The sequence below is a fragment of the Streptomyces sp. NPDC004647 genome (assembly GCF_040609575.1).
GTDB lineage: Bacteria > Actinomycetota > Actinomycetes > Streptomycetales > Streptomycetaceae > Streptomyces.
In genome coordinates this window covers 44591-70892 of record NZ_JBEXKU010000033.1, presented here as the reverse complement: position 1 = coordinate 70892, position 26302 = coordinate 44591, and the positions used below count along the sequence as shown (strand labels likewise).

The 26302-nt window shown below is 72.3% G+C and carries 26 protein-coding genes; 14 read left to right on the top strand and 12 right to left on the bottom strand.

The features are described from left to right. Positions 1-176: 176 nt before the first annotated feature. Genes ABZW18_RS16985 through ABZW18_RS16975 form a run of 3 tightly spaced genes read right to left on the bottom strand, consistent with a single transcriptional unit; the run spans position 177 to position 3205 of the window. Entirely contained in the window at positions 177-1337 is a 1161-nt protein-coding gene (locus ABZW18_RS16985; RefSeq protein ID WP_356187990.1) for an Mrp/NBP35 family ATP-binding protein, read from the bottom strand. Between the two features lie 43 nt (positions 1338-1380). Then, entirely contained in the window at positions 1381-1941 is a 561-nt protein-coding gene (locus tag ABZW18_RS16980) for a DUF1003 domain-containing protein (RefSeq protein ID WP_356187988.1), read from the bottom strand. After that, positions 1931-3205 (bottom strand): CBS domain-containing protein, encoded by a 1275-nt coding sequence (locus ABZW18_RS16975; protein ID WP_356187986.1) that lies wholly within the window; start codon positions 3203-3205, stop codon positions 1931-1933. Before ABZW18_RS16975 ends, ABZW18_RS16980 begins: the two co-directional genes overlap by 11 nt. Positions 3206-3389: 184 nt before the next feature. Here ABZW18_RS16975 and ABZW18_RS16970 point away from each other — a divergent pair, with 184 nt between their 5' ends. Then, positions 3390-4148 carry a hypothetical protein gene (locus ABZW18_RS16970; RefSeq protein ID WP_356187984.1) on the top strand — a complete coding sequence of 253 codons (759 nt, stop codon included), beginning with the start codon at positions 3390-3392 and terminating at the stop codon, positions 4146-4148. Here ABZW18_RS16970 and ABZW18_RS16965 read toward each other — a convergent pair. Continuing rightward, positions 4145-4678, bottom strand: coding sequence for a hypothetical protein (locus ABZW18_RS16965; protein ID WP_356187982.1), 534 nt, complete (start codon positions 4676-4678; stop codon positions 4145-4147). The genes ABZW18_RS16970 and ABZW18_RS16965 overlap by 4 nt on opposite strands. Before the next feature lie 147 nt (positions 4679-4825). Here ABZW18_RS16965 and ABZW18_RS16960 point away from each other — a divergent pair, with 147 nt between their 5' ends. Beyond that, entirely contained in the window at positions 4826-5755 is a 930-nt protein-coding gene (locus tag ABZW18_RS16960) for a DMT family transporter (protein WP_356187980.1), read from the top strand. Positions 5756-5809: 54 nt separating this feature from the next. On the opposite strand, the gene ABZW18_RS16955 is transcribed toward ABZW18_RS16960, so the two are convergent. After that, complete coding sequence (locus ABZW18_RS16955; RefSeq protein ID WP_356187978.1) at positions 5810-6919, bottom strand: magnesium and cobalt transport protein CorA; 1110 nt, start codon at positions 6917-6919, stop codon at positions 5810-5812. 423 nt (positions 6920-7342) lie between these two features. On the opposite strand from ABZW18_RS16955, the gene ABZW18_RS16950 reads away from it, so the two are divergent. From ABZW18_RS16950 to ABZW18_RS16935, 4 genes are all read left to right on the top strand, one after another. Beyond that, positions 7343-7930: a suppressor of fused domain protein gene (locus ABZW18_RS16950; protein ID WP_356187976.1), complete on the top strand. Its 588-nt coding sequence runs from the start codon at positions 7343-7345 to the stop codon at positions 7928-7930. 216 nt (positions 7931-8146) lie between these two features. Beyond that, positions 8147-8785 carry a DUF6758 family protein gene (locus ABZW18_RS16945; RefSeq protein WP_356187974.1) on the top strand — a complete coding sequence of 213 codons (639 nt, stop codon included), beginning with the start codon at positions 8147-8149 and terminating at the stop codon, positions 8783-8785. A gap of 96 nt (positions 8786-8881) precedes the next feature. Further along, on the top strand, positions 8882-9790 hold the full coding sequence (locus ABZW18_RS16940; protein WP_356187972.1) for a PHP domain-containing protein: 909 nt from the start codon (positions 8882-8884) through the stop codon (positions 9788-9790). 72 nt (positions 9791-9862) lie between these two features. Next, positions 9863-10468, top strand: a complete 606-nt coding sequence (locus ABZW18_RS16935) for a MarC family protein (protein ID WP_356187970.1) — start codon at positions 9863-9865, stop codon at positions 10466-10468. Between the two features lie 165 nt (positions 10469-10633). Here the strand turns inward: ABZW18_RS16935 and ABZW18_RS16930 are convergent, their stop codons facing one another. Continuing rightward, positions 10634-10786, bottom strand: a complete 153-nt coding sequence (locus tag ABZW18_RS16930; RefSeq protein WP_356187968.1) for a hypothetical protein — start codon at positions 10784-10786, stop codon at positions 10634-10636. 303 nt (positions 10787-11089) lie between these two features. Here ABZW18_RS16930 and ABZW18_RS16925 point away from each other — a divergent pair, with 303 nt between their 5' ends. Continuing rightward, entirely contained in the window at positions 11090-12022 is a 933-nt protein-coding gene (locus ABZW18_RS16925; RefSeq protein WP_356187966.1) for an NYN domain-containing protein, read from the top strand. Between the two features lie 32 nt (positions 12023-12054). Here the strand turns inward: ABZW18_RS16925 and ABZW18_RS16920 are convergent, their stop codons facing one another. Beyond that, positions 12055-12954: an alpha/beta hydrolase gene (locus ABZW18_RS16920; protein ID WP_356187964.1), complete on the bottom strand. Its 900-nt coding sequence runs from the start codon at positions 12952-12954 to the stop codon at positions 12055-12057. A gap of 183 nt (positions 12955-13137) precedes the next feature. Beyond that, positions 13138-14832: a DEAD/DEAH box helicase gene (locus ABZW18_RS16915; RefSeq protein WP_356187962.1), complete on the bottom strand. Its 1695-nt coding sequence runs from the start codon at positions 14830-14832 to the stop codon at positions 13138-13140. Between the two features lie 493 nt (positions 14833-15325). Between ABZW18_RS16915 and ABZW18_RS16910 the strand changes: the two genes are divergently transcribed. Then, on the top strand, positions 15326-16072 hold the full coding sequence (locus ABZW18_RS16910; protein ID WP_356187960.1) for a ferritin-like fold-containing protein: 747 nt from the start codon (positions 15326-15328) through the stop codon (positions 16070-16072). Between the two features lie 80 nt (positions 16073-16152). Here ABZW18_RS16910 and ABZW18_RS16905 read toward each other — a convergent pair whose 3' ends face one another. From ABZW18_RS16905 to ABZW18_RS16890, 4 genes are all read right to left on the bottom strand, one after another. Next, entirely contained in the window at positions 16153-16419 is a 267-nt protein-coding gene (locus ABZW18_RS16905; RefSeq protein ID WP_356187958.1) for a hypothetical protein, read from the bottom strand. Positions 16420-16604: 185 nt separating this feature from the next. Further along, positions 16605-16832, bottom strand: a complete 228-nt coding sequence (locus tag ABZW18_RS16900; RefSeq protein WP_356187956.1) for a DUF3107 domain-containing protein — start codon at positions 16830-16832, stop codon at positions 16605-16607. A gap of 154 nt (positions 16833-16986) precedes the next feature. After that, positions 16987-17628: a TetR/AcrR family transcriptional regulator gene (locus ABZW18_RS16895; protein ID WP_356187954.1), complete on the bottom strand. Its 642-nt coding sequence runs from the start codon at positions 17626-17628 to the stop codon at positions 16987-16989. Between the two features lie 167 nt (positions 17629-17795). Further along, complete coding sequence (locus ABZW18_RS16890; protein WP_356187953.1) at positions 17796-18011, bottom strand: hypothetical protein; 216 nt, start codon at positions 18009-18011, stop codon at positions 17796-17798. A 151-nt stretch (positions 18012-18162) separates the two neighbouring features. Here ABZW18_RS16890 and ABZW18_RS16885 point away from each other — a divergent pair, with 151 nt between their 5' ends. The 6 genes from ABZW18_RS16885 to ABZW18_RS16860 all read left to right on the top strand — a co-directional run bounded on the left by ABZW18_RS16885 (position 18163) and on the right by ABZW18_RS16860 (position 26283). Further along, positions 18163-19149, top strand: coding sequence for an alpha/beta hydrolase (locus tag ABZW18_RS16885; protein ID WP_356187951.1), 987 nt, complete (start codon positions 18163-18165; stop codon positions 19147-19149). A gap of 59 nt (positions 19150-19208) precedes the next feature. Continuing rightward, on the top strand, positions 19209-20555 hold the full coding sequence (locus ABZW18_RS16880; protein WP_356187949.1) for a DUF3152 domain-containing protein: 1347 nt from the start codon (positions 19209-19211) through the stop codon (positions 20553-20555). 516 nt (positions 20556-21071) lie between these two features. Continuing rightward, a complete protein-coding gene (locus ABZW18_RS16875; RefSeq protein WP_356187947.1) occupies positions 21072-22955 on the top strand; it encodes a DUF3492 domain-containing protein in 1884 nt (627 codons plus the stop codon). After that, the gene (locus ABZW18_RS16870; protein WP_356187945.1) at positions 22952-24217 is read left to right on the top strand and encodes a hypothetical protein; all 1266 of its coding nucleotides are present in this window, start codon (positions 22952-22954) and stop codon (positions 24215-24217) included. Before ABZW18_RS16875 ends, ABZW18_RS16870 begins: the two co-directional genes overlap by 4 nt. A 369-nt stretch (positions 24218-24586) precedes the next feature. Then, positions 24587-25540 carry an NAD-dependent epimerase/dehydratase family protein gene (locus ABZW18_RS16865; protein WP_356187943.1) on the top strand — a complete coding sequence of 318 codons (954 nt, stop codon included), beginning with the start codon at positions 24587-24589 and terminating at the stop codon, positions 25538-25540. Then, positions 25528-26283: a spherulation-specific family 4 protein gene (locus ABZW18_RS16860; protein WP_356187941.1), complete on the top strand. Its 756-nt coding sequence runs from the start codon at positions 25528-25530 to the stop codon at positions 26281-26283. Before ABZW18_RS16865 ends, ABZW18_RS16860 begins: the two co-directional genes overlap by 13 nt. The last annotated feature ends 19 nt before the right edge of the window (positions 26284-26302 follow it).

Genomic DNA, 26302 nt, shown 5'->3' with positions numbered 1-26302 from the left:
CTCACGACTCCGCCACTCCACAACTGGGCGTCCGTACCGGCCCGGTGTCCCGCAGAGCCCGGGTCTCAGCTCGATCCCCGGGGTCCTGGAAACCCGATCCCCCCAGGAGAGCGCGACGCCCTCGGAACCCGGGCCCGGGAGCGCATCGCCCCCGGAGCCGCCCGGAGCCGCAGGGCTCAGAACTTGTTGCGCGGCGTGATCCCCAGCGACATGCCCGACAGTCCCCGCTGGCGCCCGCCGAGCTTGCCCGCGATGTCCCGCAGCGCGGCGCCGGCCGGTGAGTCCGGGTCGGTGATCACGACGGGCTTGCCCTCGTCGCCACCCTCTCGCAGCCGTACGTCGATGGGGATGGCGCCCAGCACCGGCACCTCGGCGCCCGTGGTCCTCGTCAGGCCCTCGGCGACCGACTTGCCGCCGCCCGTGCCGAACACGTCCACCATCTCGTCGCAGTGCGGGCAGGGCAGCCCCGACATGTTCTCGACCACGCCGACGATCTTCTGGTGCGTCTGTACCGCGATCGACCCGGCCCGCTCCGCGACCTCGGCCGCGGCCTGCTGAGGCGTCGTCACCACCAGGATCTCGGCGTTCGGCACCAGCTGGGCCACCGAGATGGCGATGTCACCGGTCCCCGGCGGAAGGTCGAGCAGGAGCACGTCCAGATCGCCCCAGTAGACGTCCGCGAGGAACTGCTGGAGCGCCCGGTGCAGCATCGGCCCCCGCCACACGACCGGGGAGTTGCCCGGGGTGAACATGCCGATCGAGATGACCTTCACGCCGTTCGCGGACGGCGGCATGATCATGTCCTCGACCTGGGTGGGCCGGCCGTCCGCACCGAGCATCCGCGGCACCGAGTGGCCGTAGATGTCCGCGTCGACGACACCGACCTTCAGCCCGTCCTGGGCCATTGCCACGGCGAGGTTGACCGTCACCGAGGACTTGCCGACGCCGCCCTTGCCGGAGGCCACCGCGTACACCCGGGTCAGCGAGCCCGGCTGGGCGAACGGCACCTCGCGCTCGGCCTTCCCGCCGCGCAGCGAGCTCGCCAGCTCGCGCCGCTGCTCGTCGCTCATCACATCGAGCTCGACGGTGACCCGCGTCACGCCCTTCACCGCGGCGACCGCCTCGGTGACCTCGCGGGTGATCGTGTCGCGCAGCGGGCAGCCGGACACCGTCAGGAAGACACCGACCGCGACCGCCCCGTCCGACGCGATCTCCACCGATTTGACCATCCCGAGGTCGGTGATGGGGCGGTGGATCTCCGGGTCGTTGACCGTCGCGAGCGCGGCACGCACCGCCTCTTCGGACGGGACGGAGTCTGGGGGAGTGTCGGTAGCCATGCACCGATGGTACGGCGCATGGTGCGGCCTTCGGAAAGTGCTCTCAGCGGTCGGCGTCCCGCATATGGCCGGAGTCACTCTCCGCAGAGAGCTCCTGCTGCTCCAGCTCCCTCGTCAGGTCCTGGAGCTCCGAACGGATCCAGTCGCGGGTGGCGACCTCGCCGAGCCCCATCCGCAGCGAGGCGATCTCCCGGGTGAGGTACTCGGTGTCGGCGATGCTGCGCTCGTGCCGCGCCCGGTCCTGTTCGAGATTGACCCGGTCGCGGTCGACCTGCCGGTTCTGCGCGAGCAGGATCAGCGGGGCGGCGTACGAGGCCTGGAGCGACAGGACCAGCGTCAGGAAGATGAACGGGTACCCGTCCCAGCGCAGACCTTCCGGGGCGGTCACGTTCCACAGCACCCACGCGACGATGACGCCCGTCATCCAGACGATGAAGCGCCCGGTGCCGAGGAACCGCGCGATCCGCTCCGACAGGCGCCCGAAGGCGTCCGGGTCGTACTCGGGCAGCGGCCTGCGCCGCCTGGTCTGCGGGACGTCGAGCCTGGGCTGCGGGCGCTCGGTACGGGCCCGCTCCGCGAACTCGGCGCGGCGGTCAGCCGGCATCGGCGGCCCCCCAGAGGTCGTGCAGTTCGGTGTCACGCCAGTCGTCCGGCAGCAGATGGTCGAGGACGTCATCCACCGTGACCGCCCCCAGCAGATGCCCGCCCTCGTCGACGACCGGGGCGGCGACCATGTTGTACGTGGCGAGATAGCTGGTCAGCGCGGGCAGTGGGGTGCCCGGTGGCAGCGGCCGCAGATCGCTGTCGACGATCGCCCCGACCAGGGTGTACGGCGGGTCGCGCAGCAGCCGCTGGAAGTGCACGACGCCCAGGTACTTGCCCGTCGGCGTCTCGTCCGGCGGCCGGCACACGTACACCTGGGCGGCCAGCGCGGGGGAGAGATCCCGGTCACGCACCCGGGCGAGCGCGACGGCGACGGTCGCGTCGGGACGGAGCACGATCGGCTCGGTGGTCATCATGCCGCCGGCGGTGCTCTCCTCGTACGACATCAGCCGCCGCAGCGGCTCGGCGTCCTGGGGCCGCATCAGGTCCAGCAGCCGCTCCTTGTCCTCCTCCGGCAGCTCGGAGAGGAGATCGGCCGCGTCGTCCGGGTTCATCGCCTCCAGGACGTCGGCGGCGCGCTCCTCCTCCAGCTTGCCGAGGATCTCCACCTGGTCGTCGTCGGGCAGCTCCTCCAGGACGTCGGCGAGCCTGGCGTCGTCGAGCGCGGCGGCGACCTCGCCGCGGCGCTTGGCGGACAGGTGGTGCAGGGCGTTCGCGAGGTCGGCGGGCCGCAGCTGCTCGAAGGCCGCCAGCAGGCTGGCCGCGCCCTGCTCCTCCTCCTCGACCGAGAAGCCGGTGACAGCCGACCACTCGACGGTCAGCGTCTCCCCGCGCCGCCGCAGCGCTCCTCCCTTCCCGCGCCGTACGAAGACCTTGTCGATCTCCCAGTCGCGGCGGGCGGGCAGCTGGGTGACGGACACGTCGAGGACGGTGGCCTCATCGCCGGTCTCCGTCAGCCGCACCCGGCGGTCGAGCAGTTCGCCGAGCACCAGTGTCTCGGTCGGGCGCTGCTCGTAGCGGCGCATGTTCACCACGCCGGTCGTGATGACCTGGCCGGACTCGACCCCGGTGACCCGGGTCATGGGGACGAAGATGCGGTGCCGGCTGACGACCTCGACGACCAGGCCCAGCAGCCGCGGCGGCCGGCCGCCCACACGCAGCATCGCCACCAGGTCGCGGACCCGGCCCACCTCGTCGCCCTGGGGGTCGAACACCGCGACTCCGGCGAGATGTGACACGAAGACCCGGGAGGCGCCTGCCGCCATGCCATGCGCCTCCTATACCGGAAATAGCTTAAGGAATCGCCTGATAACGGATTCAGGCTAGCGTGTCCCGGCCGGGCGCGGGGTGCCGGAGAGTCCGGACGGCTGCCCTCCGGACAGGCCGCCCGGCCCGGGTACGCTGCCGTACTGCTGTCGAGGTCACCCGCATCCAGGAGGCAGAGCCGACGTGATTCCATTCCCCCGCACACGGAACGCGGCGCTCGTGGGGGCGGTCTGCACGGGACTCGCCGCGGTGCTCGTGGGGTGCGGTGGCGCCGCCGAGGACCCGGACGCCGGGACGAACGGCGTCGGGAAGCTCTCCGCGGCGAAGATCGAGAGCAAGTCGCGGAAGGCCGTCGACGGCGCGGAAGCGGTACGGCTGTCCGGCAGCCTCGTCACCAAGGGCCGTACCTACAAGCTCGATATGCGGCTGAAGGGCGGCCCGAAAGGCGGCGGGACCGGCCAGCTCTCCACCAAGGGCAGCACGTTCGAACTGCTGCGGGTCGGCGACGAGCTCTACCTCAAGGCCGACGCCGACTTCTGGGCGAGCCAGAAGGGCGGCGAACCTTCCCGGTCCGACAGCGCCGCGGCCAGCAAGCTCGACGACAAGTACGTGAAGGTGCCCAGCGGGGACTCCGCGTACAAGCAGCTCAGCGGCTTCACCGACATGGACCTGCTGCTCGAGGGGCTGCTGGGGCTGCACGGCAAGCGGGCCACCGGCGACCGCGGCACGGTCGGCGGGGTCCGTACGATCCGGATCACCGGCGGCGAGGGCGCGGGCGGCTCACTGGACGTATCCCTCGAGGGCACGCCCTATCCGCTGCGGCTGCAGCGCGCGGGCGGCGCGGGGGTCCTCCAACTCGCCGACTGGAACAAGGAGTTCCTGCTGAAGGCGCCCGACAAGGACCACATCGTCGACTACGGCAGGCAGATCACCACCAGCTAGGCCCGGCCCGCGCCGCGCTTCTTCCTGCCCGGACGCAGCAGCTTCGGCAGCGCGGCCGGGATCGGGCGGCGGGTGGTCGCCGGGGTCGCGGGCGGTACGGCGGCCAGCGAGCCGTCCGGCAGCTCGCCGGGGGCACCGGCGGGCTCCAGCCGCAGCACGCGGCACTCACGCGCCCAGCGCTCGGTGACCTGCTCGGCGTCCGGGGTGTTCAGCCGCTTCGCCTTCAGCTCGCCGACCACGGCCTGCCAGCTATCGCTGCCCGGCGCCAGCTCGGTGACCCGGGCCGGCCAGGTCACCAGACGGCCGCCCTTGTCCTTGCTGCGCACGGATACGGTCGCGTCCCCGCCGTCGGTCAGGCCGAGGCCGGTGAACGGCTGCTCGCCCGGGCCGTCGCCGAGGAGGCAGGCCGCGCCCTCGTGCCAAACGTGCCACAGGGCGCGCGGCGGGCCGTCGCTGCCGTGCACCCAGATGAGGCCGGACTTCTTGGTCGCCTCCTCGATGAGGGCGCGGTCCATCAGCGTCTGCGTCATGGGGCTCAGCTTATGCTCCGCCGCCGGACCGCTGCTCGGGCGGAGACCGCACGCGCGCCCGCCGGGCCGGCGCGCTCGCACCCGCCGGCGCCGCAGGCCGCCGGACCGTCAATCAGGTTCGGCGCTCATGCCCCTTACGCTGGGCGGATGCGCATAGCGTCACCCCGTACCGTTCAGCACGACCGCCTGGCGGAAGCCGTCGGTACCGCTCCGCGGGTCGATCTGTTCCTGCTGGCGGTCGCGGTCTCCGGGATCTCCTTCTCGGCGCCGCTCGTCGCGGCAACCGCCGCTCCGGCCCTGGCCATCGCCTTCTGGCGCAATGCCATGGCCGTCGGTGCGCTGTCGCCCTTCGTGCTGCTGCGCCACCGGGCCGAGCTGTTCGGGATGGGGCGCAAGGCGCTGCTGCTGTCGGCCGCGGCCGGGGCGCTCCTCGCGCTGCACTTCGCACTCTGGCTGCCCAGCCTGCGCATGACCTCCGTGGCATCGTCCACCGCACTCGTCACCACGACACCGCTCTGGACGACGCTGCTGCTGCGGCTGCGCGGTCACCGCCCGCCCGGGCTGGTCTGGGCCGGCACGGCCGTCGCCTTCCTCGGCGTCGTGGCGCTCACCGGGGTCGACCTCACCCTGTCGCCGCGCGCACTGGCGGGCGACGCCCTCGCCCTGGCGGGTGGCCTGGCGGCTGCCGGATACGTGCTCATCGGCGCCGAGGTTCGGCGGAGTGTGAGCACGACTGCGTACACCTATGTCTGTTACTCGATGACCGCCGCGCTGCTCCTGGTGACCTGTCTGGTGTCCGGCTCGGCCCTCGGCGGCTACAGCGGCGGTACCTGGCTGAAGCTCGCTCTTCTCACCGTGTTCGCCCAGCTGCTCGGCCACTCGCTGATCAACCGGGTGGTGCGGGGCCTCGGGCCCTCGGTCACCTCGACCGCGATCCTGCTCGAGACGCCGGGCGCGGCGCTGGTCGCGGCCGTGTGGCTGGGGCAGACGCCGCCGGCCGCCGCGTACCCCGCTCTCCTGGTCATCCTCGCCGGTCTCGCCCTGGTGATCATGGGAGACCGGCGGAGAGCCGGCTAGACCCCGTACGGACGGCATCCGGCCGGGCCCTTGGTGCCTCGGGGAGACCGGACCTCAGAGCCAGCCGTTGTGCTTGAAGCCGCGGTGGATGGAGAAGCAGATGCCGACGATGACGGCCATCACCATCGGGTAGCCGTACTTCCAGTGCAGCTCCGGCATGTACTCGAAATTCATGCCGTAGACCCCGCAGATCATGGTCGGTACGGCGATGATCGCCGCCCACGCGGTGATTTTTCGCATGTCCTCGTTCTGCGCGACGGTCGCCTGCGCGAGATTGGCCTGGAGGATCGAGTTGAGCAGGTCGTCGAAGGACACCACCTGCTCGTTCACCCGGGCCAGGTGGTCGGCGACATCCCGGAAGTACTTCTGGATGTCCGGGTCGACCAGCCGCATCGGCCGCTCCGACAGCTGCTGCATGGGCCGCAGCAGCGGCGAGACGGCCCGCTTGAACTCCAGTACCTCGCGCTTGAGCTGGTAGATCCGCCCCGCGTCCCCGCCCCGGGAACTGCCGCCGCCCGGCGTGGTGCTGAAGACCTCGATCTCGACCTCGTCGATGTCGTCCTGCACGGCGTCGGCGACCGCGATGTAGCCGTCGACGACCTGGTCGGCGATGGCGTGCAGAACCGCCGACGGCCCCTTGGCGAGCAGCTCGGGATCGTCCTGCAGCCGGTGCCGCAGGGCACGCAGCGAGCCCTGTCCGCCATGCCGGACGGTGATGATGAAGTCCCGGCCCGTGAAGCACATCACCTCGCCGGTCTCCACCACCTCGCTGGTGGCGGTGAGCTCGGCGTGGTCGACGTAGTGGATGGTCTTGAAGACCGTGAAGAGCGTTTCGTCGTAGCGCTCGAGCTTGGGCCGCTGGTGCGCGTGGATCGCGTCCTCGACCGCCAGCGGGTGCAGCCCGAACTCCTGGGCGATGCCCGCGAATTCCTCCTCCGTCGGCTCATGCAGCCCGATCCACGCGAAGCCGCCCTCGGAGCGCACGCTCCGCATGGCTTCATGCGGGGTGAGGTGCTCGCGTACGCGGCTTCCGTCCCGGTACACCGCGCAGCCCACCACGGACGTGGGCGCGCCCGGCAGCTCGCTGCTGTGGGCCCCGTAGCCGGGGTGACCCCGCCGGAGGGCGGGCCGTACGACAGCGCGCAGGTCACGGATCATCGACATGGCAGGCTCCTTCGCGGGCCGGTCACCGGCGGCAGGGCGGGGCGCGCCGCTGCGCAGCCGTGACGGGCAGATCGCTCAAGACACGGATCGAGAAAGAACGAGGTCGCTCTTCCGGGAACGCCATGAACCTCAGTGGTTTCGCCGAGTGCCGGCGGGGTACGGAGGCCTCAGATCGCGATGAAGGGGCGGAGCACGGAAGAGCTGCTGGTACTGCACGGTCGACTCGGATCCACCGCAACCCCACCTCCTCCAGCCGGTCCCCCTTGGGGGAAGCACCGATCGCGACATGCGCCGCGAGACTGAATGGTCAGAGCTCGAGAACGGTGCCACTGAGGGCTGCCCTGACCAGCGGCCAAGACTATCAGCCGACCGTAGTGTCAAGTCGCCACTTTGCCTGTTGCATACGCGTTCTATGCTCACGGCATGTCAGATGTTCTTGAGCTGGTCGAGGCCCGGTTGCGTACGGCACTGGGCGAGCCGGACGCGCGCGCCGCGATGACCTTCCTGGGCGCCGACCGTATCGAGGTCCTCCGGTTCATGGACGGGGATATCGTCCGTTACGCGACGCTCGGGATGTCCGCGCAGCCGATGGCCGACCCCACCGCCGCCCTCGCGGATCCCCTGCGAGGCCCGCGCGCCGAACTGCTGCTGTCCGTACGGGCCGGCCGCGCCGATACGGACAAGGTGCTCAGGCCGCTTGCCGTACTCGCCGCGTCGCCGCAGGTCGAGGGGGTCGTGGTGGCTCCGGGGGCGTCGCTGGACGTCGGCGAGCCGCTGTGGCCCGGGGCGCCCTTCGCATCCGTACTCGTGGCCGAGTCCGGCGGTCTGGTCGAGGACTTGGAGCTGGACACGCCGATGGATCCAGTCCGCTTTCTGCCACTGCTGCCGATGACCGCCAACGAGGCGGCCTGGAAGCGGGTGCACGGCGCGGGGGCGCTGGAGAAGCGCTGGCTGGGCCGCGGGACGGATCTACGGGACCCGCAGCGCGGCGGCGTGCAGCTGGGGGACTGACCGCCGAGAGGGTGCGGCGGGCGAGTAGCGCTGCGGTGCCCCTTCCTCGGGCCGGTCCTCGGGCCGGCTTCCTCGGGCCGGCGGTGGGGGCTGCGGTCGCAGTAAGTTCGAGACCCTCATTGATGCGGGCTGCATCTACTATTCCCCGCTGCCGGCGGGCTCCGGACGGGTGATCGTCCTTGACGCGACGACGGCCGGGGAGGACCGTTGGGGCCTATGAGGGGCGAACCCAGTTGCCCGAAGTGCGGTGGCCGGGTCCGGGCGCCCGGTCTCTTCGCCGACTCCTGGCAGTGTGATGTGCACGGCACCGTGCACCCTCTGCAGCCCGTTCTGCCGCCGAGCGTCGAAGCGCTCGGCGTCGTCGTGAACCGGGCCCAGGTCCCGGTGTGGATGCCCTGGCCGCTGCCCATAGGGTGGCTTTTCACGGGCATCGGGTCGGCGGGCGACGACCGCAGTGGCGGCCGGGCGACCGCCGTCGCATGCTCCGGGCCCGGCCCGTTGGGGGGCATGGGGGAACTGCTGCTGGTCGCCGAGGAGTTGGGCGTAGGACTCGGGGCCCGCTACGCCGGCATCCCGGGGCCCGACCCCGGCCCCCGGATGTGTGTCGACAAGCCACCCCACGCGAAGGTGCACGCCGCCGGCCGGCCCACCCCGCTGTGGCACGTCGGCGGGGTCCCGGATGACCGGGCCGTCTTCGCGGGCGAGGCGTGCGGTCTGTGGCTGTGGGCGATCGTCTGGCCCGAGCAGTCGGGGCTGTTGCTCTACGACGAGCTGGTGCTCACCGATCTGCGGGACGCCGGTGCCGAGGTGGACCTGGTGCCGTGCGGGGCGCTGACCCCGCGCATCCTGTCCTGACCGCTGCTCCTGCCGCGAACGGGGTGCGGGGCGGGTGCCGCGGCACCGTTATCCTGGAGCGTCCCCCGTTCGACGACCGCAGTTTGGAGACGTGCCGTGCGTATCGACCTGCACACCCACTCCACTGCGTCGGACGGTACGGACACCCCCGCCGAGCTGGTGCGGAACGCCGCCGCGGCCGGTCTCGATGTCGTCGCGCTCACCGACCACGACACGGTCGGCGGCTACGCCGAGGCGACCGCCGCGGTGCCGGCGGGCCTGACCCTGGTGACCGGCGCCGAGCTGTCCTGCCGCCTCAGGGATCCCCGCCCGGCCACCGCCGCGGACCGCTCCGCCTCCTCCGACGGGAGGGGGGTGGGCCTGCACATGCTGGCGTACCTCTTCGACCCCGACGAGCCGGAACTCGCCCGCGAGCGCGAACTCGTACGCGACGACCGGACGCCCCGCGCGCAGGGCATGGTCGCCAAACTGCGCGAGCTGGGCGTGCCGATCACCTGGGAGCGGGTGGCGGAACTCGCGGGCGAGGGCGGCGCCGTCGGGCGGCCCCATGTCGCCACCGCGCTCGTCGAGCTGGGTGTCGTCGGCAGCGTCTCGGACGCGTTCACCCCCGAGTGGCTCGCGGACGGCGGCCGGGCGTACGTCGAGAAGCACGAGCTCGACCCCTTCGAGGCGATCCGCCTCGTCAAGGCCGCGGGCGGGGTCACCGTGTTCGCCCACCCGCTGGCCGTCAAGCGCGGTGAGTGCGTGCCCGAGAGCGCCATCGCGGAGCTGGCCTCGGCCGGCCTCGACGGCATCGAGGTCGACCACATGGACCACGACATGGCCACCCGCGCCCGGCTGCGCGGCCTGGCCGCCGACCTCGGACTGCTGACCACCGGCTCCAGTGACTACCACGGCAGCCGCAAGACCTGCCGTCTCGGGGAGTACACCACGGACCCCGAGATCTACGGGGAGATCGTGCGCCGCGCGACCGGCGCCTTCCCTGTTCCGGGCGCGGGCGGCTGACCCGTACGCTCTCCGGCACCGTCCCTTCGGCTCCCGCCGCGCCGTACCACCTCTCCCCGCAAGGCCATAACTGTGCTCGACTTCGCTCTCTTCGGATCCGTCTTCGTCACCCTGTTCGTGATCATGGACCCGCCCGGCATCACGCCGATCTTCCTCGCGCTGACCTCCGGCCGGGCCGCCAAGGTCCAGCGCCGGATGGCCCTGCAGGCGGTACTCGTCGCCTTCGGTGTCATCGCGATCTTCGGTCTGTGCGGTCAGCAGATCCTGGACTATCTCCATGTGTCCGTACCGGCCCTGATGGTCGCGGGCGGTCTGCTGCTTCTGCTCATCGCGCTGGACCTGCTCACCGGCAAGACCGACGAGCCCACCCAGACCAAGGACGTCAATGTGGCGCTCGTGCCGCTCGGCATGCCGCTGCTGGCCGGCCCCGGCGCGATCGTCACGGTGATCCTCGCGGTGCAGCGGGCGAAGGACTTCGGTGATCAACTGTCGGTCTGGCTGGCCATCGTGGCGATGCACGTCGTGCTGTGGGTGACCATGCGCTATTCGATGCTGATCATCAGGCTGATCAAGGACGGCGGCGTCGTGCTGGTGACCCGGCTGTCCGGCATGCTGCTCTCCGCGATCGCGGTGCAGCAGATCGCCAACGGCGTCACCCGGTTCATCCAGGGCGCCTGAGGCGCGCCGCCGGGCCGCTCGGCTCGGGACGGGGCCATTCGGCCGATGCAGTGACATGCGGTGCACCAGGTGCACCAGGTGCACCCGGCGGGCGTTGTCCGGCGCCGGTCGCACATGCCAAGCGCCCCCGTACGTCAGGCGTACGGGGGCGCTTCGCTGAGGTGATTACCGGGCCGCGGTTTCGGCCGGGCGGATATAGATGCGCTGGCCGATCGCTGCGGCCTGCTGCACGATCCGGTTGACGGAGGCGGCGTCCACGACGGTGGTGTCCACGGCGGTGCCGTCGATGTCGTCGAGTTGCATGATCTCGAAGCGCAAGGGCTTCTCCCTTCGTCCGATCCTCCTGCAGGAGAACTTCTGGTGCGGGACTCCACAGCGATCCCGCGTGGCTCCGGGCGCTCGGCCCGACCCGACCGGGACTGTCCGGGCGCTACCCCGACCCGTAACCCCGGACTCCCAGTGTGGATTGAGTCACACGGATGCTGCATGTTCTGTACTCCTTCAACGAGCTGCATGCGGCAAACATTCCCTACGCTAAAGAAAACTTTCGACTGTCTAAGTACCTGTCGGTAGGTGGACCGGTTGTGCCCCTCGCCGCGCCACCCGGACAATGAGGCCCGTATGAACGACGCACAGCCCCCGGGGCCCACCGATCTCGCCGCGGTCGTCGCCGGCATCGCCCAGACGAACGAGCTGCTCCAGCGCGTACTGGCCAAGGTCTCGACCACGCCGTCCATCCACGCGGTGTTCGCGGACGCGGGCTATGTGTACGCGGCCGTGGGCCGGCTGGTCGCCGGGACGGAGGACCGTCGCACGGTCGACCTGGACGCCGAAGGGCTCATCGAGGCGTTCATCGACAAGGCCCGGACGATCTTCCCCGACAGCCGTCTGCTGCGGGTGTACTGGTACGACGGCGCACGCCGCCGCCTGCACACCACCGAGCAGCAGCGGATCGCCGAGCTGCCCGACGTCAAGGTCCGGCTGGGCAATCTGAACGCCAACAACCAGCAGAAGGGCGTCGACTCGCTGATCCGTACGGACCTGGAGACCCTCGCCCGGCACCGCGCGATCAGCGACGCGGTGCTCATCGGCGGCGACGAGGACCTCGTCTCGGCGGTCGAGGCGGCCCAGGGCTACGGCGCCCGGGTGCACCTGTGGGGCATCGAGGCGGTCACCGGGCGCAACCAGGCGGACCCGCTGCTGTGGGAGGTCGACAGCCAGCGCACCTTCGACCTCGAGTTCTGCAAGCCGTACGTGACGCGGCGGCCCGTGGTCTACGAGACGTACGGCGATCCGGTCGGCGGGTCGGGCGTGCGGCCGGGCCGGGAGGATGTGCGCTTCGTCGGGGCGCGGATCGCCGCACAGTGGCTGCTGGAGCGCGGCCGCGAGACGCTCGCCGAGCTGCTGCCCGGCCACCCGTATCTGCCCGGCTCGACCGATCAGGAGCTGTTGGTCGAGGCCGAAGGTCTGCTCCAGCACTCCTTGCGCGGCCATGCCGATCTGCGGCGGGCGCTGCGGGACGGCTTCTGGGACCATCTGCAGGCGCAGTTGTAGGCGGGCCGGGCCCGGGGTGCCGGTGGCTGGGCTCAGAGGCCCTGGGGGGTCTCCCAGAAGTCGGCGAGCGCGCGGGCGGTGGCCTGCGGCTGCTCGGCGTTCGGGGAGTGCTCGGCACCCTCGATCAGGGTCCGGCGCGCGTCCAGCCGTACGGCCATGTCGTCGATCAGCGGCACCGGCCAGGCGTAGTCGACCTCGCCGGAGAGCACCAGCTTGGGCAGCGGCACGGCCGCCAGCTCCGTCACCCGGTCCGGCTCGCCGATCAGCTGCTTGCCGGTCGCGATGAGCTGTTCGGGGACGGTGCCGAGCCAGCGCCGGTGCAGGAACTCCCGCAACTCGGGGGGTGTTCCGTCCGCGGCGGCCTCCGGGGGGTCCAGGTCGCGCATCGCCTGCCAGACGCCCTCCATGTCCAGCAGCAGGAGCGCGTCGATCAGCAGTTTGGTACGCGCCTGCTGGGTCGCGGAGATCGCGGCGGGGCCCGAGCTCATGATCGTGAACGATGCGAAGGGCGCGGAGTGCTCGAGTACGGCCGATCGGGTGATCAGACCGCCGAGGGAGTGCCCGAGCAGGTGCACGGCGCCGCCGTCCGCTCCGTGACCGTCCGCGGCACTGCCGCTGATCGCGGCGGCCTGCGCGAGGACGTCCTGGGCCAACTCCCGCTGCGTGTAGGCGCTCTCCTCGCGGGGGCCGCCCGACTCGTGCTGACCGCGGCCGTCGACCGCCACGACCCTGAATCCGCGGTCGGCGAGAGGCTCCAGCAGCGCGATGAAGTCCTCTTTGCTCCCGCCGAAGCCGGGCACGAGCAGTGCGCTGCCCCGCAGCCGGGTCCCGGCGGGCGGCGTGGCCTCGTGCACGGCGAAGTCCCCGCGCGCGGTGCCGAGCCGGTACGCGCGGGCGCACGGTGGGAGCGTGAGAAAGGGCGGCGTACTCATGCGGCAGAGGCTATCCGCCACATGTGGCGGTGCGGCGTCATGCGGGGGACATCACGTCGAGGGGTCGCCCGGCGCCGTGTGGATCCGAGGGCGGACGACCGCGTTGGACCGTGGACGAAGAATGACCCGTGAACGACGGATGGCCCGGCCCCCGGGCAGGGGGCCGGGCCATCCGTCATGGGGTCAGCTCTCCGGGGTGGCCTCGGAGGCCGAGGCCACCGAGCGGCTGCGGCGGCGACGGCGGGGCTTGGCCGCCTCGCCCTCGGCCGCATCCGATGCCTGCGGCGCGGCCGCCGGCTCGGTCTGCTCGGTGGCGGGCTTGGCGGCACGCGTACGGCGGCGGCGCGGCGCCGGAGCGCTGTCGGCTCCACCCTCAGCCGCGGTCACCGCTGACTGGGCCTCGGGGGCTGCTTCCGCGGTTCCGGAGGCCGCACCGCTGCTTGCCCGGGTACGGCGGCGCCGGCGCGGCTGCTTCGACTCGGAAGCGGACACGGACTCGGACGCGGGCTCGGGAGCCGACACGGCGCTCTCCGCCTTGTCGGCCGCGGGCTCGACAGCCTCGGCAGGGACGGCGTCCATGGCCAGGCCGTTGCGCGTACGGCGGCGCTGGCGCGGAGCGCGGGTGGACTTGGGGCGCTCCTCCACCACCGGGGTGGCGCCGCGGCCACCGCGGCGACCGCGGCCGCCCGTCTCGCCGAGGTCCTCGATCTCCTCGGCGCCGAGACCGGCGCGGGTCCGCTCTGCGCGTGGCAGTATCCCCTTCGTGCCCTTGGGGATGCCCAACACCTCGTACAGGTGCTCGGAGGTGGAGTAGGTCTCCTCCGGCTCGTCGAAGGGCAGATCCAGCGCCTTGTTGATCAGCTTCCAGCGCGGGATGTCGTCCCAGTCGACCAGGGTGACGGCGATACCCGAATTGCCCGCGCGGCCGGTGCGGCCGATGCGGTGCAGATAGGTCTTCTCGTCCTCGGGGGACTGGTAGTTGATGACATGTGTCACACCACCGACGTCGATGCCTCGGGCCGCGACGTCGGTGCAGACCAGCACATCGACCTTGCCATTGCGGAAGGCGCGCAGCGCCTGCTCACGCGCCCCCTGGCCGAGGTCGCCGTGCACCGCGCCGGACGCGAAGCCGCGGCGGGAGAGCTGGTCCGCGATGTCGGCCGCGGTCCGCTTGGTACGGCAGAAGATCATCGCAAGCCCGCGGCCGTCGGCCTGCAGGATGCGCGAGACCAGCTCCGGCTTGTCCATGCTGTGCGCACGGAAGACGTGCTGGGTGGTGTTGGCGACGGTCTGGCCCTCGTCGTCCGGCGAGGTCGCGCTGATGTGCGTGGGCTGGGACATGTAGCGCCGCGCGAGCGAGATGACCGCGCCCGGCATGGTGGCCGAGAACAGCATCGTCTGGCGCTTGACCGGCAGAAACTGGATGATCTTCTCGACGTCGGGCAGAAAGCCCAGGTCGAGCATCTCGTCGGCCTCGTCGAGGACGAGGGACCTGACGGAGGACAGGCTCAGCTTCTTCTGGCCGGCCAGGTCCAGCAGCCGGCCCGGGGTGCCGACGACCACGTCGACGCCCTTCTTCAGGGCCTCGACCTGCGGCTCGTACGCCCGGCCGCCGTAGATCGGCAGCACGCGGACGTTACGGACCTTGCCGGCCGTGAGCAGGTCGTTGGTGACCTGCTGGCACAGCTCGCGGGTGGGGACGACGACGAGCGCCTGCGGGGCGTCGGTCAGCTGCTCGGGTGTCGCCCGGCCCGACTCGACGTCCGCGGGGACGGTGACGCGGTCCAGCAGCGGAAGGCCGAAGCCGAGCGTCTTGCCGGTTCCGGTCTTGGCCTGGCCGATGACGTCGTTGCCGGCGAGTGCGACGGGGAGCGTCATCTCCTGGATGGGAAAGGGGGACGTGATGCCGACGGCCTCGAGGGCTTCGGCGGTCTCGGGGAGGATCCCGAGGTCTCGGAACGTAGTCAGGATGCTGCCTCTTCTGTGAGACGCGGCGCACAGGGGGCGAGGAGGGTTCTACCGCGCCGGGATTCGACGGCCGTGGGTGGCCGCAATGGCACAGGACCACAAGCTCTCGCGCTTCCACTCGCGCCGCGAGCGGGCCCCTCACTCAGCAGTTCGCACAGTCGTACGCGCCACGGGGAGGGCTGTCGGTCGGAGCCGATCGGGCCACCGACCGGGCATCCTCTGCGGGCCCGGAGAGCAGTCCCCGGAAGCCGCAGTATGTGATCACCCACCGAATCCTCGGCGGGCGCATTACCACCATACCCCGGAATCGCGCATCTGTGTCGGGGCGATTGTGTGGCCGGATGCATCACGCGTGTCTGACCAGGGCCTTCCCCGGGGCGCTCAGCGGGCTATTGTGCGCTCCATGGAGACGCCTGACGAGACCACTGCCGCCGCAGAGACCGCCGAGACGCACACCGGGTTCGCCGCCCAGGACTGGGCGCAGGCATCCGCAGACCCGCAGTACCGGGCAGCCGTGGTCGACCTGCTCGGCGCGCTGGCCTACGGCGAGCTGGCGGCCTTCGAGAGGCTGGCCGAGGACGCCAAGCTGGCGCCCAGCCTGGAGGACAAGGCGGAGCTGGCGAAGATGGCATCCGCCGAGTTCCACCACTTCGAGCAGCTGCGGGACCGGCTCGCGGCGATCAACGCGTCGCCGACCGAGGCCATGGAGCCGTTCGCGGCCGCGCTGGACGAGTTCCACCGCCAGACCGCGCCCTCCGACTGGCTCGAAGGGCTGGTCAAGGCGTACGTCGGGGATTCGATCGCGAGCGACTTCTACCGGGAGGTCGCCGCGCGGCTGGACTCCGACACCCGGAGCCTTGTGCTCCAGGTGCTGGACGACACCGGCCACGCGTCCTTCGCCGTGGAGAAGGTGCGGGCCGCGATCGAGGCCGAGCCGCGCGTCGGCGGGCGGCTGGCGCTGTGGGCGCGGCGGCTGATGGGCGAGGCGCTGAGCCAGGCGCAGCGGGTCGTCGCGGACCGGGACGCGCTCTCCACGATGCTGGTGGGCGGGGTCGCCGACGGCTTCGACCTGGCGGAGGTCGGCAAGATGTTCTCGCGGATCACCGAGGCGCACACCAAGCGGATGGCGGCGCTCGGCCTCGCGGCCTGACACCGGTCCCTCGGCACCGGTCGCACCAGTCCTTCGGCACCGGCCCCTCGAAAGGAAGCGGCCCGGCGGTCCGGAAACCGTCAGGCCGCGGCTGATCGCCGGACCCTCCCGGCGGGCCGGATGAGCAGCGAGAGCAGGGCCACGCCCATCACGAGCGCACCGAGGAGCGTCGCGAACGGATAGCCCGAGCCCACCACGGTGTAGGTGAGCAGGCCGCCGAAGAGTGCGGCCACCGCGCCGGTGATCAGCACCACCGGGCGTGCCGGGAGTCGCTCGGGCAGCAGGCGGACGCCGCCGTAGGCGACCGCGAGGCCGATGAGTACCGAGCCGAGCGTTTCCCAGATCATTGTGTGTTGTCCCTCCCGCACAGCAGCCGACAGGCACGTGCAATTCGGTCCACCGGCGGTCGTACCCCCGGCTCGCGGAAGGTAATCCTCCGCACTCGCCCCGTAGAGCACACGCGTACGGCGGCCCGGTAGCCGAATGACTACCGGGCCGCCGTACGCGTGTGCTGTGCCGTTGTGCCGGGCCGCTACAGCGCGCCGAACCCGACCTTGCGGGCCGTCGTCTCGCCGATCTCCACGTACGCCAGCCGATCGGCCGGAATCAGGACCTTTCGGCCGTGCTCGTCCACCAGGCTCAGCAGCTGCGCCTTGCCGACAAGCGCATCGGCCACCGCTCGCTCGACGTCCTCAGCAGACTGCCCGCTCTCCAGAGTGATCTCGCGGGGCGCGTGCTGCACGCCGATCTTGACCTCCACGGCTTCGTCCCTCCGACGGTTGTGGGATTCCCCATGGCGTAGCCCTGGGGAACGGTGCGCGGTCCGCCGCGCCGTACGCAGCACACATTAGCCCGGTACGGAGACCGCGAAGCCGCCATCCGTGCACGCCGGGAGCGAACAAGCGCGGTCCGGTTCAGTACTGCTGGGCCGCGCCGTGCATCGGGAAGCCGGCGATACCCCGCCAGGAGAGCGACGAGACGAGCTTCGCGGCGGCGTCGCGGGGGAGCTTCTGACCCGACCCCAGCCAGTAGCGCGCGGTGATCTGGGCCATGCCGCACATGCCCACCGCGAGCAGCATCGATTCCTCGGCGGGCAGGTTGGTGTCCTCGGCGATGACCTCGCAGACGGCCTTGGCGCAGTCCAGGCTCACCTTGTCGACGCGGTCGCGGACCGCGGGCTCGTTGGTGAGGTCCGATTCGAAGACGAGCCGGAACGCCCCGCCCTCGTCACCGACGTACGCGAAGTACGCGTCCATCGTCGCGCCGACCCGCTGCTTGTTGTCGACGGTGGACGCGATGGCCGCGCGCACCGCCTGGAGCAGGGACTCGCAGTGCTGGTCCAGCAGAGCCAGATAGAGGTCCAGCTTGCCGGGGAAGTGCTGGTAGAGCACCGGCTTGCTGACCCCGGCCCGCTCCGCGATGTCGTCCATCGCCGCCGAGTGATAGCCCTGTGCGACGAAGACCTCCTGGGCGGCGCCCAGGAGCTGCTGACGTCGGGCTCGACGCGGCAGGCGCGTGCCTCGCGGGCGCGCCTCGGTCTGCTCGATGGCTGTCACGCCGCCTCCCATGGGTTGATTGGTGCGCAGCGACGCAGTGTGCACCGCGTCGGCCATCGTACTTTCGGGTAACCCGGGTTTGCGTGGTGCGGGGCGAGAATTTCACGGACCGGACACTGCGCCGGGTCTGCGGAGCGGTCGGTGGAGGTGCTGACAAAAGGGGCAGGTCACCTGTAGTCGTCCTCACTGAGCTCGACGACCCGGGCCTGTTCCGCGGCATCCGCGGGGTCGGTCTCGAGATCGGGCTCGGGCGGAGCCTCCTGGGTGTTCGGGGTCACCTCGAAATGCTGTTCCGCGGCGTCGGCCTCGGGGGTCTCGATATCGGTCTCGGCGGGCTCGTCGTCGGTCTCGAAGGTTTCGGGATCGCTGGGATCGACAGACATGGTGCTCCCCTCTCCAGGGCGAGCGTCTTCTACACGAGCCTAGGGAAGGTGTCGTGCGGACGCCATGGATGCATGTGACCGCGCGGACACCATGCATGCATGTGACGGCGAACACACGAACCGTCGCGTGATCGTCTCGTAACATTGCCGCATGTCTTCGACCGAGCCGCCGGGTACCCGGTCCGCCCCCGCGGTAACCCCGGAGCGGGGATTCCGTCTCTGCCCGGGTGAGGAAATGCAGACGCTCGCCCTGCCCGGGCTGAATCTGGCCGTGCGCTCCCGCCCGCCCGCCCGCGCGGGGCTGCCGCCGGCGCTGTACGTCCACGGGCTGGGCGGATCATCGGTGAACTGGTCCGCGCTGATGGCCGAACTTCAGGACCGGGTCCACGGCGAGGCCGTGGACCTGCCGGGTTTTGGTCACTCCTCACCGCCGGACGACGGCGACTACTCCATCACGGGGCACGCCCGCGCGGTCGTCCGCTACCTCGAGGCCTCCGGACGCGGACCCGTCCACCTGCTCGGCAACTCCCTGGGCGGCGCGGTCACGACGCGGGTCGCCGCGGTCCGGCCGGACCTGGTGCGCACCCTCACCCTGGTCTCACCCGCGCTGCCCGAGCTGCCCCCGCAGCGCTCCGCGGTGCCGACCGCGCTGCTCGCGGTCCCCGGCGTGACGGCGCTGTTCGCCCGGATGACCCGGGCGTGGACCGCCGAGCGGCGTACCCGCGAGGTGCTGGCCCTCTGCTACGGCGACCCGGCTCTGGTCGATCCGCACGGATTCACGGCGGCGGTCGAGGAGTACGAGCGGCGGCTGGGCCTTCCGTACTTCTGGGATGTGATGCACCGTTCGGCACGCGGTGTCGTTGACGCGTACACGCTGGGTGGCCAGCATTCGCTGTGGCGGCAGGCGGAGCGGGTGCTGGCGCCTACGCTGCTGGTGTACGGCGGCCGGGACAAGCTGGTTTCCTCCCGGATGGCGCGCCGCGCGTCCGGTGCATTCCGCGACTCGCGGTTGCTGACCCTTCCGGAGGCCGGACATGTGGCGATGATGGAGTACCCGGTGGCGGTGGCGCGGGCCTTCCGTGAGCTGCTGGACGAGGAGACCACGGATGCGGGCAGTACCGATGCGGGCAGGAGCTGAAGCGACGCGTGGGACGTCATAGCCGTCGTGGCCGTCCGGAAGAGACTGCGGCCACGGAGATGAACCAGGACCAGGACCCCGACCCACTCGGCGATCCAGGCCACTCGGACAGCAGCACGACCGGCACCCACCGGCGCCCGCCCCCCGTCACCCCGCCGCACGGCGTTCCCCGTCCGCGCTCCGCGCGCGGCGGTCACCCCGAGCACCGCGAGGCGGGCGGTGCATGGGGTGTGCCCCCGCCTTCGGCGGCTCCGGCCCAGGCGCGGGCGGCGGCTCCGGCGGCACAGACCCCGGTGCAGGGCGTACCCGTGTACGGCGGGAACCCGCGTCGGGCGACCGGACCGCAGGGGGCAGCGCAGCAGTTCGGCCGTACCGCGGTGGCCGCACCCGTCCGCCCCAGCAGGGAGCAGGCGGGCGCATTCCTGCCGAGGCCGCGGCAGGAGTACGTGGACGCCTTCGACGAGGGCGTGTATCCCGCAGGGGCTCCGACCGCCCGGACGGCCGCCGAGGAGACGGACGCCCGGCCCTCGGCCGCGCCGGGCGGAGACGGTGAGCCGCCGGCCGGTGACCAGGAGACCGCGGCGCACGGCAAGGACGGAAAGAGCGGCAAGGGCCGGGCCTTCGGCGGTGTCGCGGCCGCGGCCGTCACCACCGTGCTCGCCGTCGTCGTGGCCGGACAGGTCGTCGGCCACGGCCGGGACAGTGGTGCGTCGCAGTCCGCGAACGAGGTGACGCGCAAGGACACCGACGACGCCTCCCGTTCCGACGACAGGCCGACGCCCGAGCGGCCGCCCGCGGTCACCGCCTCGTACGAGGAGAGGATGGCGGCCAAGTACCCGCTCGATGTGGCGCTCGCCGGGTCCGGGGACTTCAAGCCGGTCGCCGGGCGCGACAGTGCGCCCGGCAAGGGCGAGGTCGTGCGCTATCGCGTGGACGTGGAGAAGGGGCTCCCGCTCGACGGGGAGCTCTTCGCGCAGGCCGTCCACAAGACGCTCAACGACGAGCGCAGCTGGGGCCACGGCGGCACCCGTACCTTCGAACGGGTCTCCGGCCGGAAGGCCGACTGGGTGATCACCCTGGCCAGCCCGGGTACCACTGCGGTCTGGTGCGCCAAGTCCGGCCTCGACACGACCGAGGACAATGTCTCCTGCGACGCGGCCTCCACACAGCGCATCATGATCAACGCCTACCGGTGGGCGCAGGGCGCGGAGACCTACGGGGACAAGATGTTCTCCTACCGGGAGATGCTGATCAATCACGAGGTGGGCCACCGGCTCGGACGCAATCACGAGGAGTGCGAGGAGCAGGGCGCCCTTGCCCCGGTGATGATGCAGCAGACGAAGTTCCTCGCCACGGACGGCGTCATCTGCAAGCCCAACGCCTGGCCCTTCCCCGGGAGTCGATGACAGCGCGTCGGCACCCGGCGTTCCCCGGGCTTCTCAGCCTGTCGGACCACCACGCCTCGCACACGCCGCCGTCGAGCCTGTGTTCCCAGGTGGGCGGGCCCTGCGTGGCCGGGTGTGCGCTGGCGCTGACGCCGCCCCGGTGCGGGCGACGGCACCCCCGCCGGGTGGGGCCTCCGCGGCCGGGGCGCGGCCGGTCGCCGCCGGGGTGCGTTCGGCCCGTTGGTGCGATTCGGCAGGTCGCGCCGGGCCTGCTCGTCCGATCCGGCAGGTCTCCGCTCGGGGGCCGACGCTGCGGCCGCGAATCCTCGGCGCGCCGCCTGCCCGGGCTCCGTACTGCTCCGAACCGCAGGTTCGGGTGGCCTTAGCTCGCCGCAACGCCGTAACGCTGCGAAAGTCACGGTCGTTCACCCCTTCTGGTGGTGCAACGGACAACCGTCCATCGCACCACCGGCATGCCCGCATACGGTCTTCCCGCTGCCAGTCGGCGGCCGGACAACCAAGATCAGGGGTGCACACATGCGCGTCGGACTGCTTACGGAGGGTGGGTATCCGTATGCGACCGGTGAGGCGAGGTTGTGGTGCGACCGGCTCGTGCGCGGGCTCGCGAACCACGAATTCGAGGTCTACGCCCTGAGCCGCAGTGAGCGGCAGGAGGCCAGCGGCTGGCTCGAACTGCCTCCGCAGGTGGAGCGGGTCCGGACCGCGCCCCTGTGGGGGACGGCCGAGGAGTGGGGGCCGGGCGGCGCGGCGGGACGGGAGGCCGGACGGTCGTACGGCCGGCGCGAGCGGCGCCGGTTCGCCGGGCACTTCGGCGATCTGGCGGCGGCCGTGTGCGGCTCGGAGGGGAGTTCCGCCGGGCAGGCGGACCGTTTCGCCAACGGGCTGTACGGGCTGGCCGACCTGGCCCGGGAGCGAGGCGGACTGCCCGCCGCGCTCCGCTCGGAGACGGCCGCACGGACTCTGGACGCGGCCTGCCGCGCGCCCGGCGCACTCCGGGGGGCGCACAGCGCACAACTGCCGGACCTGCTCATGGTCCTGGAAGCAGTGGAGGGAGCGCTGCGGCCGCTGTCCCTCGACTGGTACGGCGAGGCGGAGCAGGGGCTCGGAGGGGTCGACCTCTGCCATGCGGCATCGGCCGGCGCGGCCGCCCTGCCCGGGCTGCTGGCCAAACGCTTCTTCGGGGTTCCGCTGCTGGTCACCGAGTACGGCGTGCGGCTGCGCGAGCACTACCTCGCGTACTCGGCCGCACCTCTCTCCGCGCCTGTCCGCACCCTGCTCGCCTCGTTCCAGGGGCGGCTGGCGGCCGAGGTGTACGAGCAGGCCTCGCTCATCACCCCCGGCAACACGCACGCGCGCCGCTGGCAGGAGCGGTGCGGAGCGGACCGCGCGAAGCTGCGGACCGTCTACCCCGGGATGGACGCGGGCCGCTTCTCCGCCGTGGCCGAGTGGGGCGAGGAGACCCGCGCGGACCCCGCCGAGGACCGGACACTGGTCTGGGTCGGACGGATCGAGCCGGTCAAGGACCTGGTGGGGCTGCTGCACGCCTTCGCGCGCGTGCGCACGGCGGAGCCGCGAGCCCGCCTGCGCATCGTGGGTGCGCCCGGGCGCGGCCAGGACGCGACCGCGTACGCCGCCCACTGCCGGGCACTCGCGGCCCAGCTCTTCCCCGACGAGGCCGAGACCGCGACGGAGGTCGGCGACAACCCGGTCTCCTTCGAGGAGGTCGGCAGCCCGGAGGTACCCGAACTCGCCGACGCATACGCCGGGGCCGGTGTCGTGCTGCTGTCGAGTGTCGTCGAGGGCTTCCCGGTCAGTCTGGTCGAAGCGATGTTCTGCGGGCGGGCGACGGTCTCGACGGATGTCGGCGCCGTCTGCGAAGTCATCGGCGGTACGGGGCTGGTGGTCCCGCCGAGGAATCCGCGCGCCCTGGCGGACGCGTGCGTGGCGCTGCTGCGCGACCCGGACCGGCGGGCCCGCCTCGGCGCCGCGGCGCGGGCGCGCGCGCTCGAACTGTTCACCGTCGAGCAGAACATCGCGGCATTTCGTGGCATCTACCTGGAGTTGATGTCGCACAGCCCGGTCCTCCGGGAGGACGCGGACGCCAACGGCGGACTCCTGCCCTTCGCCCGCCCGGCGGAAGCCCATGTACCGGGCAACTGGGCGGGGACCGCACCGCCGCGGCTGCCCAGCTGGGCGGCTTCCCGAACCCCGGCCGACCGGTCTGCCGCTGCCGCTGCCGCTGCCGCCGCCGTTGCCGTCTCCGGCCCCGGCCACGTGCCCGGCGCAGGCCATTCCCCCGGTGCCGCGGCCTGTTCCGGCGGGGAGGACCGGCGCGGTGCCCAGCGCGTGGGCGCCGGTGCCCCGTACGCCGGTGCCCCGTACAGGGAGGCGGAGGCATGACGACACGCCCTACGGCCGAGGCGCCCGCCGGCTCGGCCTTGTCCACCCCATCGGGTGCCGCCCCCGACGGGCTGTCCCCGCCGCCCGCGGCGGGGGCCGCTGTGCCGTCGGCGGGGCGGCCCGGGCGGCGGGGGACCGCCGACCCCGTGAAGGCGCTGATGCACCGGCATCGGGAGCTGTGCGAACGGGCCGTCGACGCGCTGGAGATCGCCGCCGGGCTCGAGGCGCACGGGCTGACGGACCGGACCGCGGCGCGCTTCCGGCACCGGGACGTGTTCTCGCTCGCGGAGGAGCTCTACGCGCGCGTGCCGCGGGCCGAGACCCACGCGGGCGTGGCGCCGGGGGCACAGACCGCGAGAGAGGCCACCGCGGAGGCCGAACCCCGAGCGCGGCGTGTGCTGTATCTGCTGCCGGGCGCCGGATGCCTCGCGGCGGTCGCCGGAATCCGGCTGGCGGGCGAAGCGGCGGCCGGACCGGCCGTACCGCTGGGCATCGGGGCCGCGGGGGCCGTCGCGGTGGGGGCCGGGCTGAGGCTCTGTCTGCGCCGCGGTTCGCTCGCCGTCCGAGGCAGGGCCGCGGGCGGCGGCGCACTGCTGTGGACCGGCTTGCTGCTCGGCCACCTGCTGTTCGGTGACGCGCTGCTCTCGTGGGCGGCCACCGGTGGCCAGGGTGGCCCGTGGCCGCCGGTCATCGGTTCCGCCGAGGCCATGGCCGCGCTCGCTCTCGCCGTTGCCTTCGCCGTCGGGCCCGCGGCCTGGTGCGCCCGGTGGTTCGCCGTACGCGCCCGGCGCCGGCTGGCGGCAAGCCGCGGGCCGGAGGAGTTCGCCGCGGGTGTCCGCCCGCTCCTCCCCGCCGCCGTCGGCCTGTTCCTCGGCGCGTGGGTGGCACTGCTGCTCGCGGCCCGGGAGGCCCTGGCCGCGAGCAGCTCGTACCGGGCCGGGGAGCTCGCCTCGGCCGCCGCCCTCGGTGTGCTGCTCTTCGTGGCCCGCCTACTGGCCGTCCACGGGCAGTCCGGCGCCGCCGCGGGCGGCCTCGCAGCCGTCTGCGGCGTCGAGGTGGCGGCGCTCGCGACAACCCTCGCCGCCCGGCTGCCCGGCTGCGGTGGGCTGGGCGGGCCGGTTGAGGCCGTCGTCACGGCCTACGGCCCCGCCGCCGTTCCGCTCGCCGCCTGCGCCGTCGCCGCGATCTGCCTGCTGATCCACGCCACCGTCACGCTGGCCCGCGCCTCGGCCCACTCCGACATCCCGGCGGTGAGCCGGTGACCGCGAAGGTCCGTGGCGCGGCCGGGGCGGCCGGCGCGGCTACGGGCCCTTGCACGCTCCGCGTGATCGACCCTGCTGCGGACCTCGGCGGCTCCGGAGCCCCGCGTCCCCGGTGCGCGGGCCACTCTCCATCGCTTCGGCCACGGCACGCCCGCATGGCCCTCGCCACCCGCTTCCCGTCCGGGCCCGCCCCCCAGAACTTCGGCAATTCCCTTGAGGAGAACGCGAGATGACAGCACAGCCACCCGCTGCGGAGGACCTTCACCTCCGCCGCAGTCCGAGTACCGACCGGAGGTGTCCCGCGGGGGCACGTCCGAACCCCGGCCCGCACACGGCGCCGACCCTGCGGCAGTGGGGGGAGGCCGCGCGATGAGAGTTCTGCTGCTCGGCGCCAATGGATATCTGGGGCGGCATGTCGCCGACCGGCTGCTCGCCGACCCGGCCGTCCAGCTCACCGCACTCGGGCGCGGCGACGACGCCGACGTCCGGTTCGATCTCGCCGCCGGGAGTCCGGGCGCACTGACCCGGTTCCTCAACGCCGTACACCCCGGCGTCGTCATCAACTGCGCCGGCGCGACCCGCGGCGGTGCGCGCGAGCTGACACGGCACAACACCGTCGCCGTGGCGACGGTCTGCGAGTCGCTGCGACGCAGCAGCTGCGGAGCGCGCCTGGTGCAGCTCGGCTGCGCGTCGGAGTACGGACCGTCCCAGGCAGGGTCGTCGACCGCCGAGGACGCGGTGCCGCGTCCGGGCGGTCCATACGGCGTGAGCAAGCTCGCCGGGACCGAGCTGGTGCTCGGCTCCGACCTCGACGCCGTGGTGCTCCGCGTCTTCTCGCCGGCCGGCCCGGGCACCCCGGCGGGGTCCCCGCTCGGCCGCCTCGCCGAGGCGATGCGCCGCGCGATGCAGGCCGGCGACAGCGAGCTCAAGCTCAGCGGGCTCGGTGTGCAGCGCGACTTCGTGGACGTACGGGATGTGGCACGGGCTGTCCACGCGGCCTCTCTCTCCGCCGCTCAGGGGGTGGTGAACATCGGCACCGGCCGTGCCATCCGGCTGCGCGAGGCCGCCGCCGTACTGGCGAAGGTCGCCGGCTACGGCGGCTCGGTCCACGAGCTGGACGGTGGCACGGTGCGGGGCGGCGGCCTGGCCGGTTCGCCGGACGGGCACCTGGGTATCCCGCCCGGCTACCCCTACCCCGACGGCTGCGGCAGCTGGCAGCAGGCGGACGTCCGGACCGCCCGGGACCGGCTCGGCTGGCGGCCCCGGATCGTGCTCGAGGAGTCCCTCGCCGACATCTGGATGGAGGCGGCATGTCGCATCTGATCTCGGCCGGCGCCCGGCACCCCGCGGCCGCCGGCGCCGCCCGGCTCGGCTTCGGTGTGCCCGGCTACGCCCACCCGCTGGTCGCTCCGGCCGAGTGGGCCGAACTCACCCGCCCCGAGACACCCCTGCACTGGACGGTCCTCAACGTCGACCGCGGGCCCGGCGTCCTGCCCGACCCGCACTGCCTGGAGGCGGCCGGACGGCTGAGGAACGCCGGGGTACGTGTTCTGGGCCACCTCGACCTACGGCTCGGCACCCGCCCCTTCGGGGAGCTGATCTCCGATGCCCACCGCTTCCTCGACTGGTACAAGGTCGACGGCTTCTATCTGGACCGGTGCCCGTCCGAGCGCTCCGCCCTGCAGGAGACGAGGCGGACGGTCACCACCCTCCGGGCGCTGTTGGAGGGGGCTTACGTCGTGTTCGGTCACGGAAGGCACCCCTGCCCCGAGTACGCGGACGCGGCCGACCAGCTGGTGACCTTCTCCGGCCCGTGGTCGAAGTACCGCTGGTCCCAAGTGGCGGAGTGGACGGCGGACCACGACCCGCAGCGCTTCTGCCACCTGGTGTACGGCCTGCCGCGCACGCATCTGGAGGAGGCGGTGCGGATCGCCCGCTGGCAGGGCGCAGGGACGATCTACTTCACCGACCGTACGGACCGTGGCGGCGGCTGCCGGCCCTGGGAGGCCCTGCCCGGCTACTGGGACGAAATCGTCTCGCGCATCGGACCGGGTGTCTCGGAATGAGTCGGGGCGTGGCAGTGTT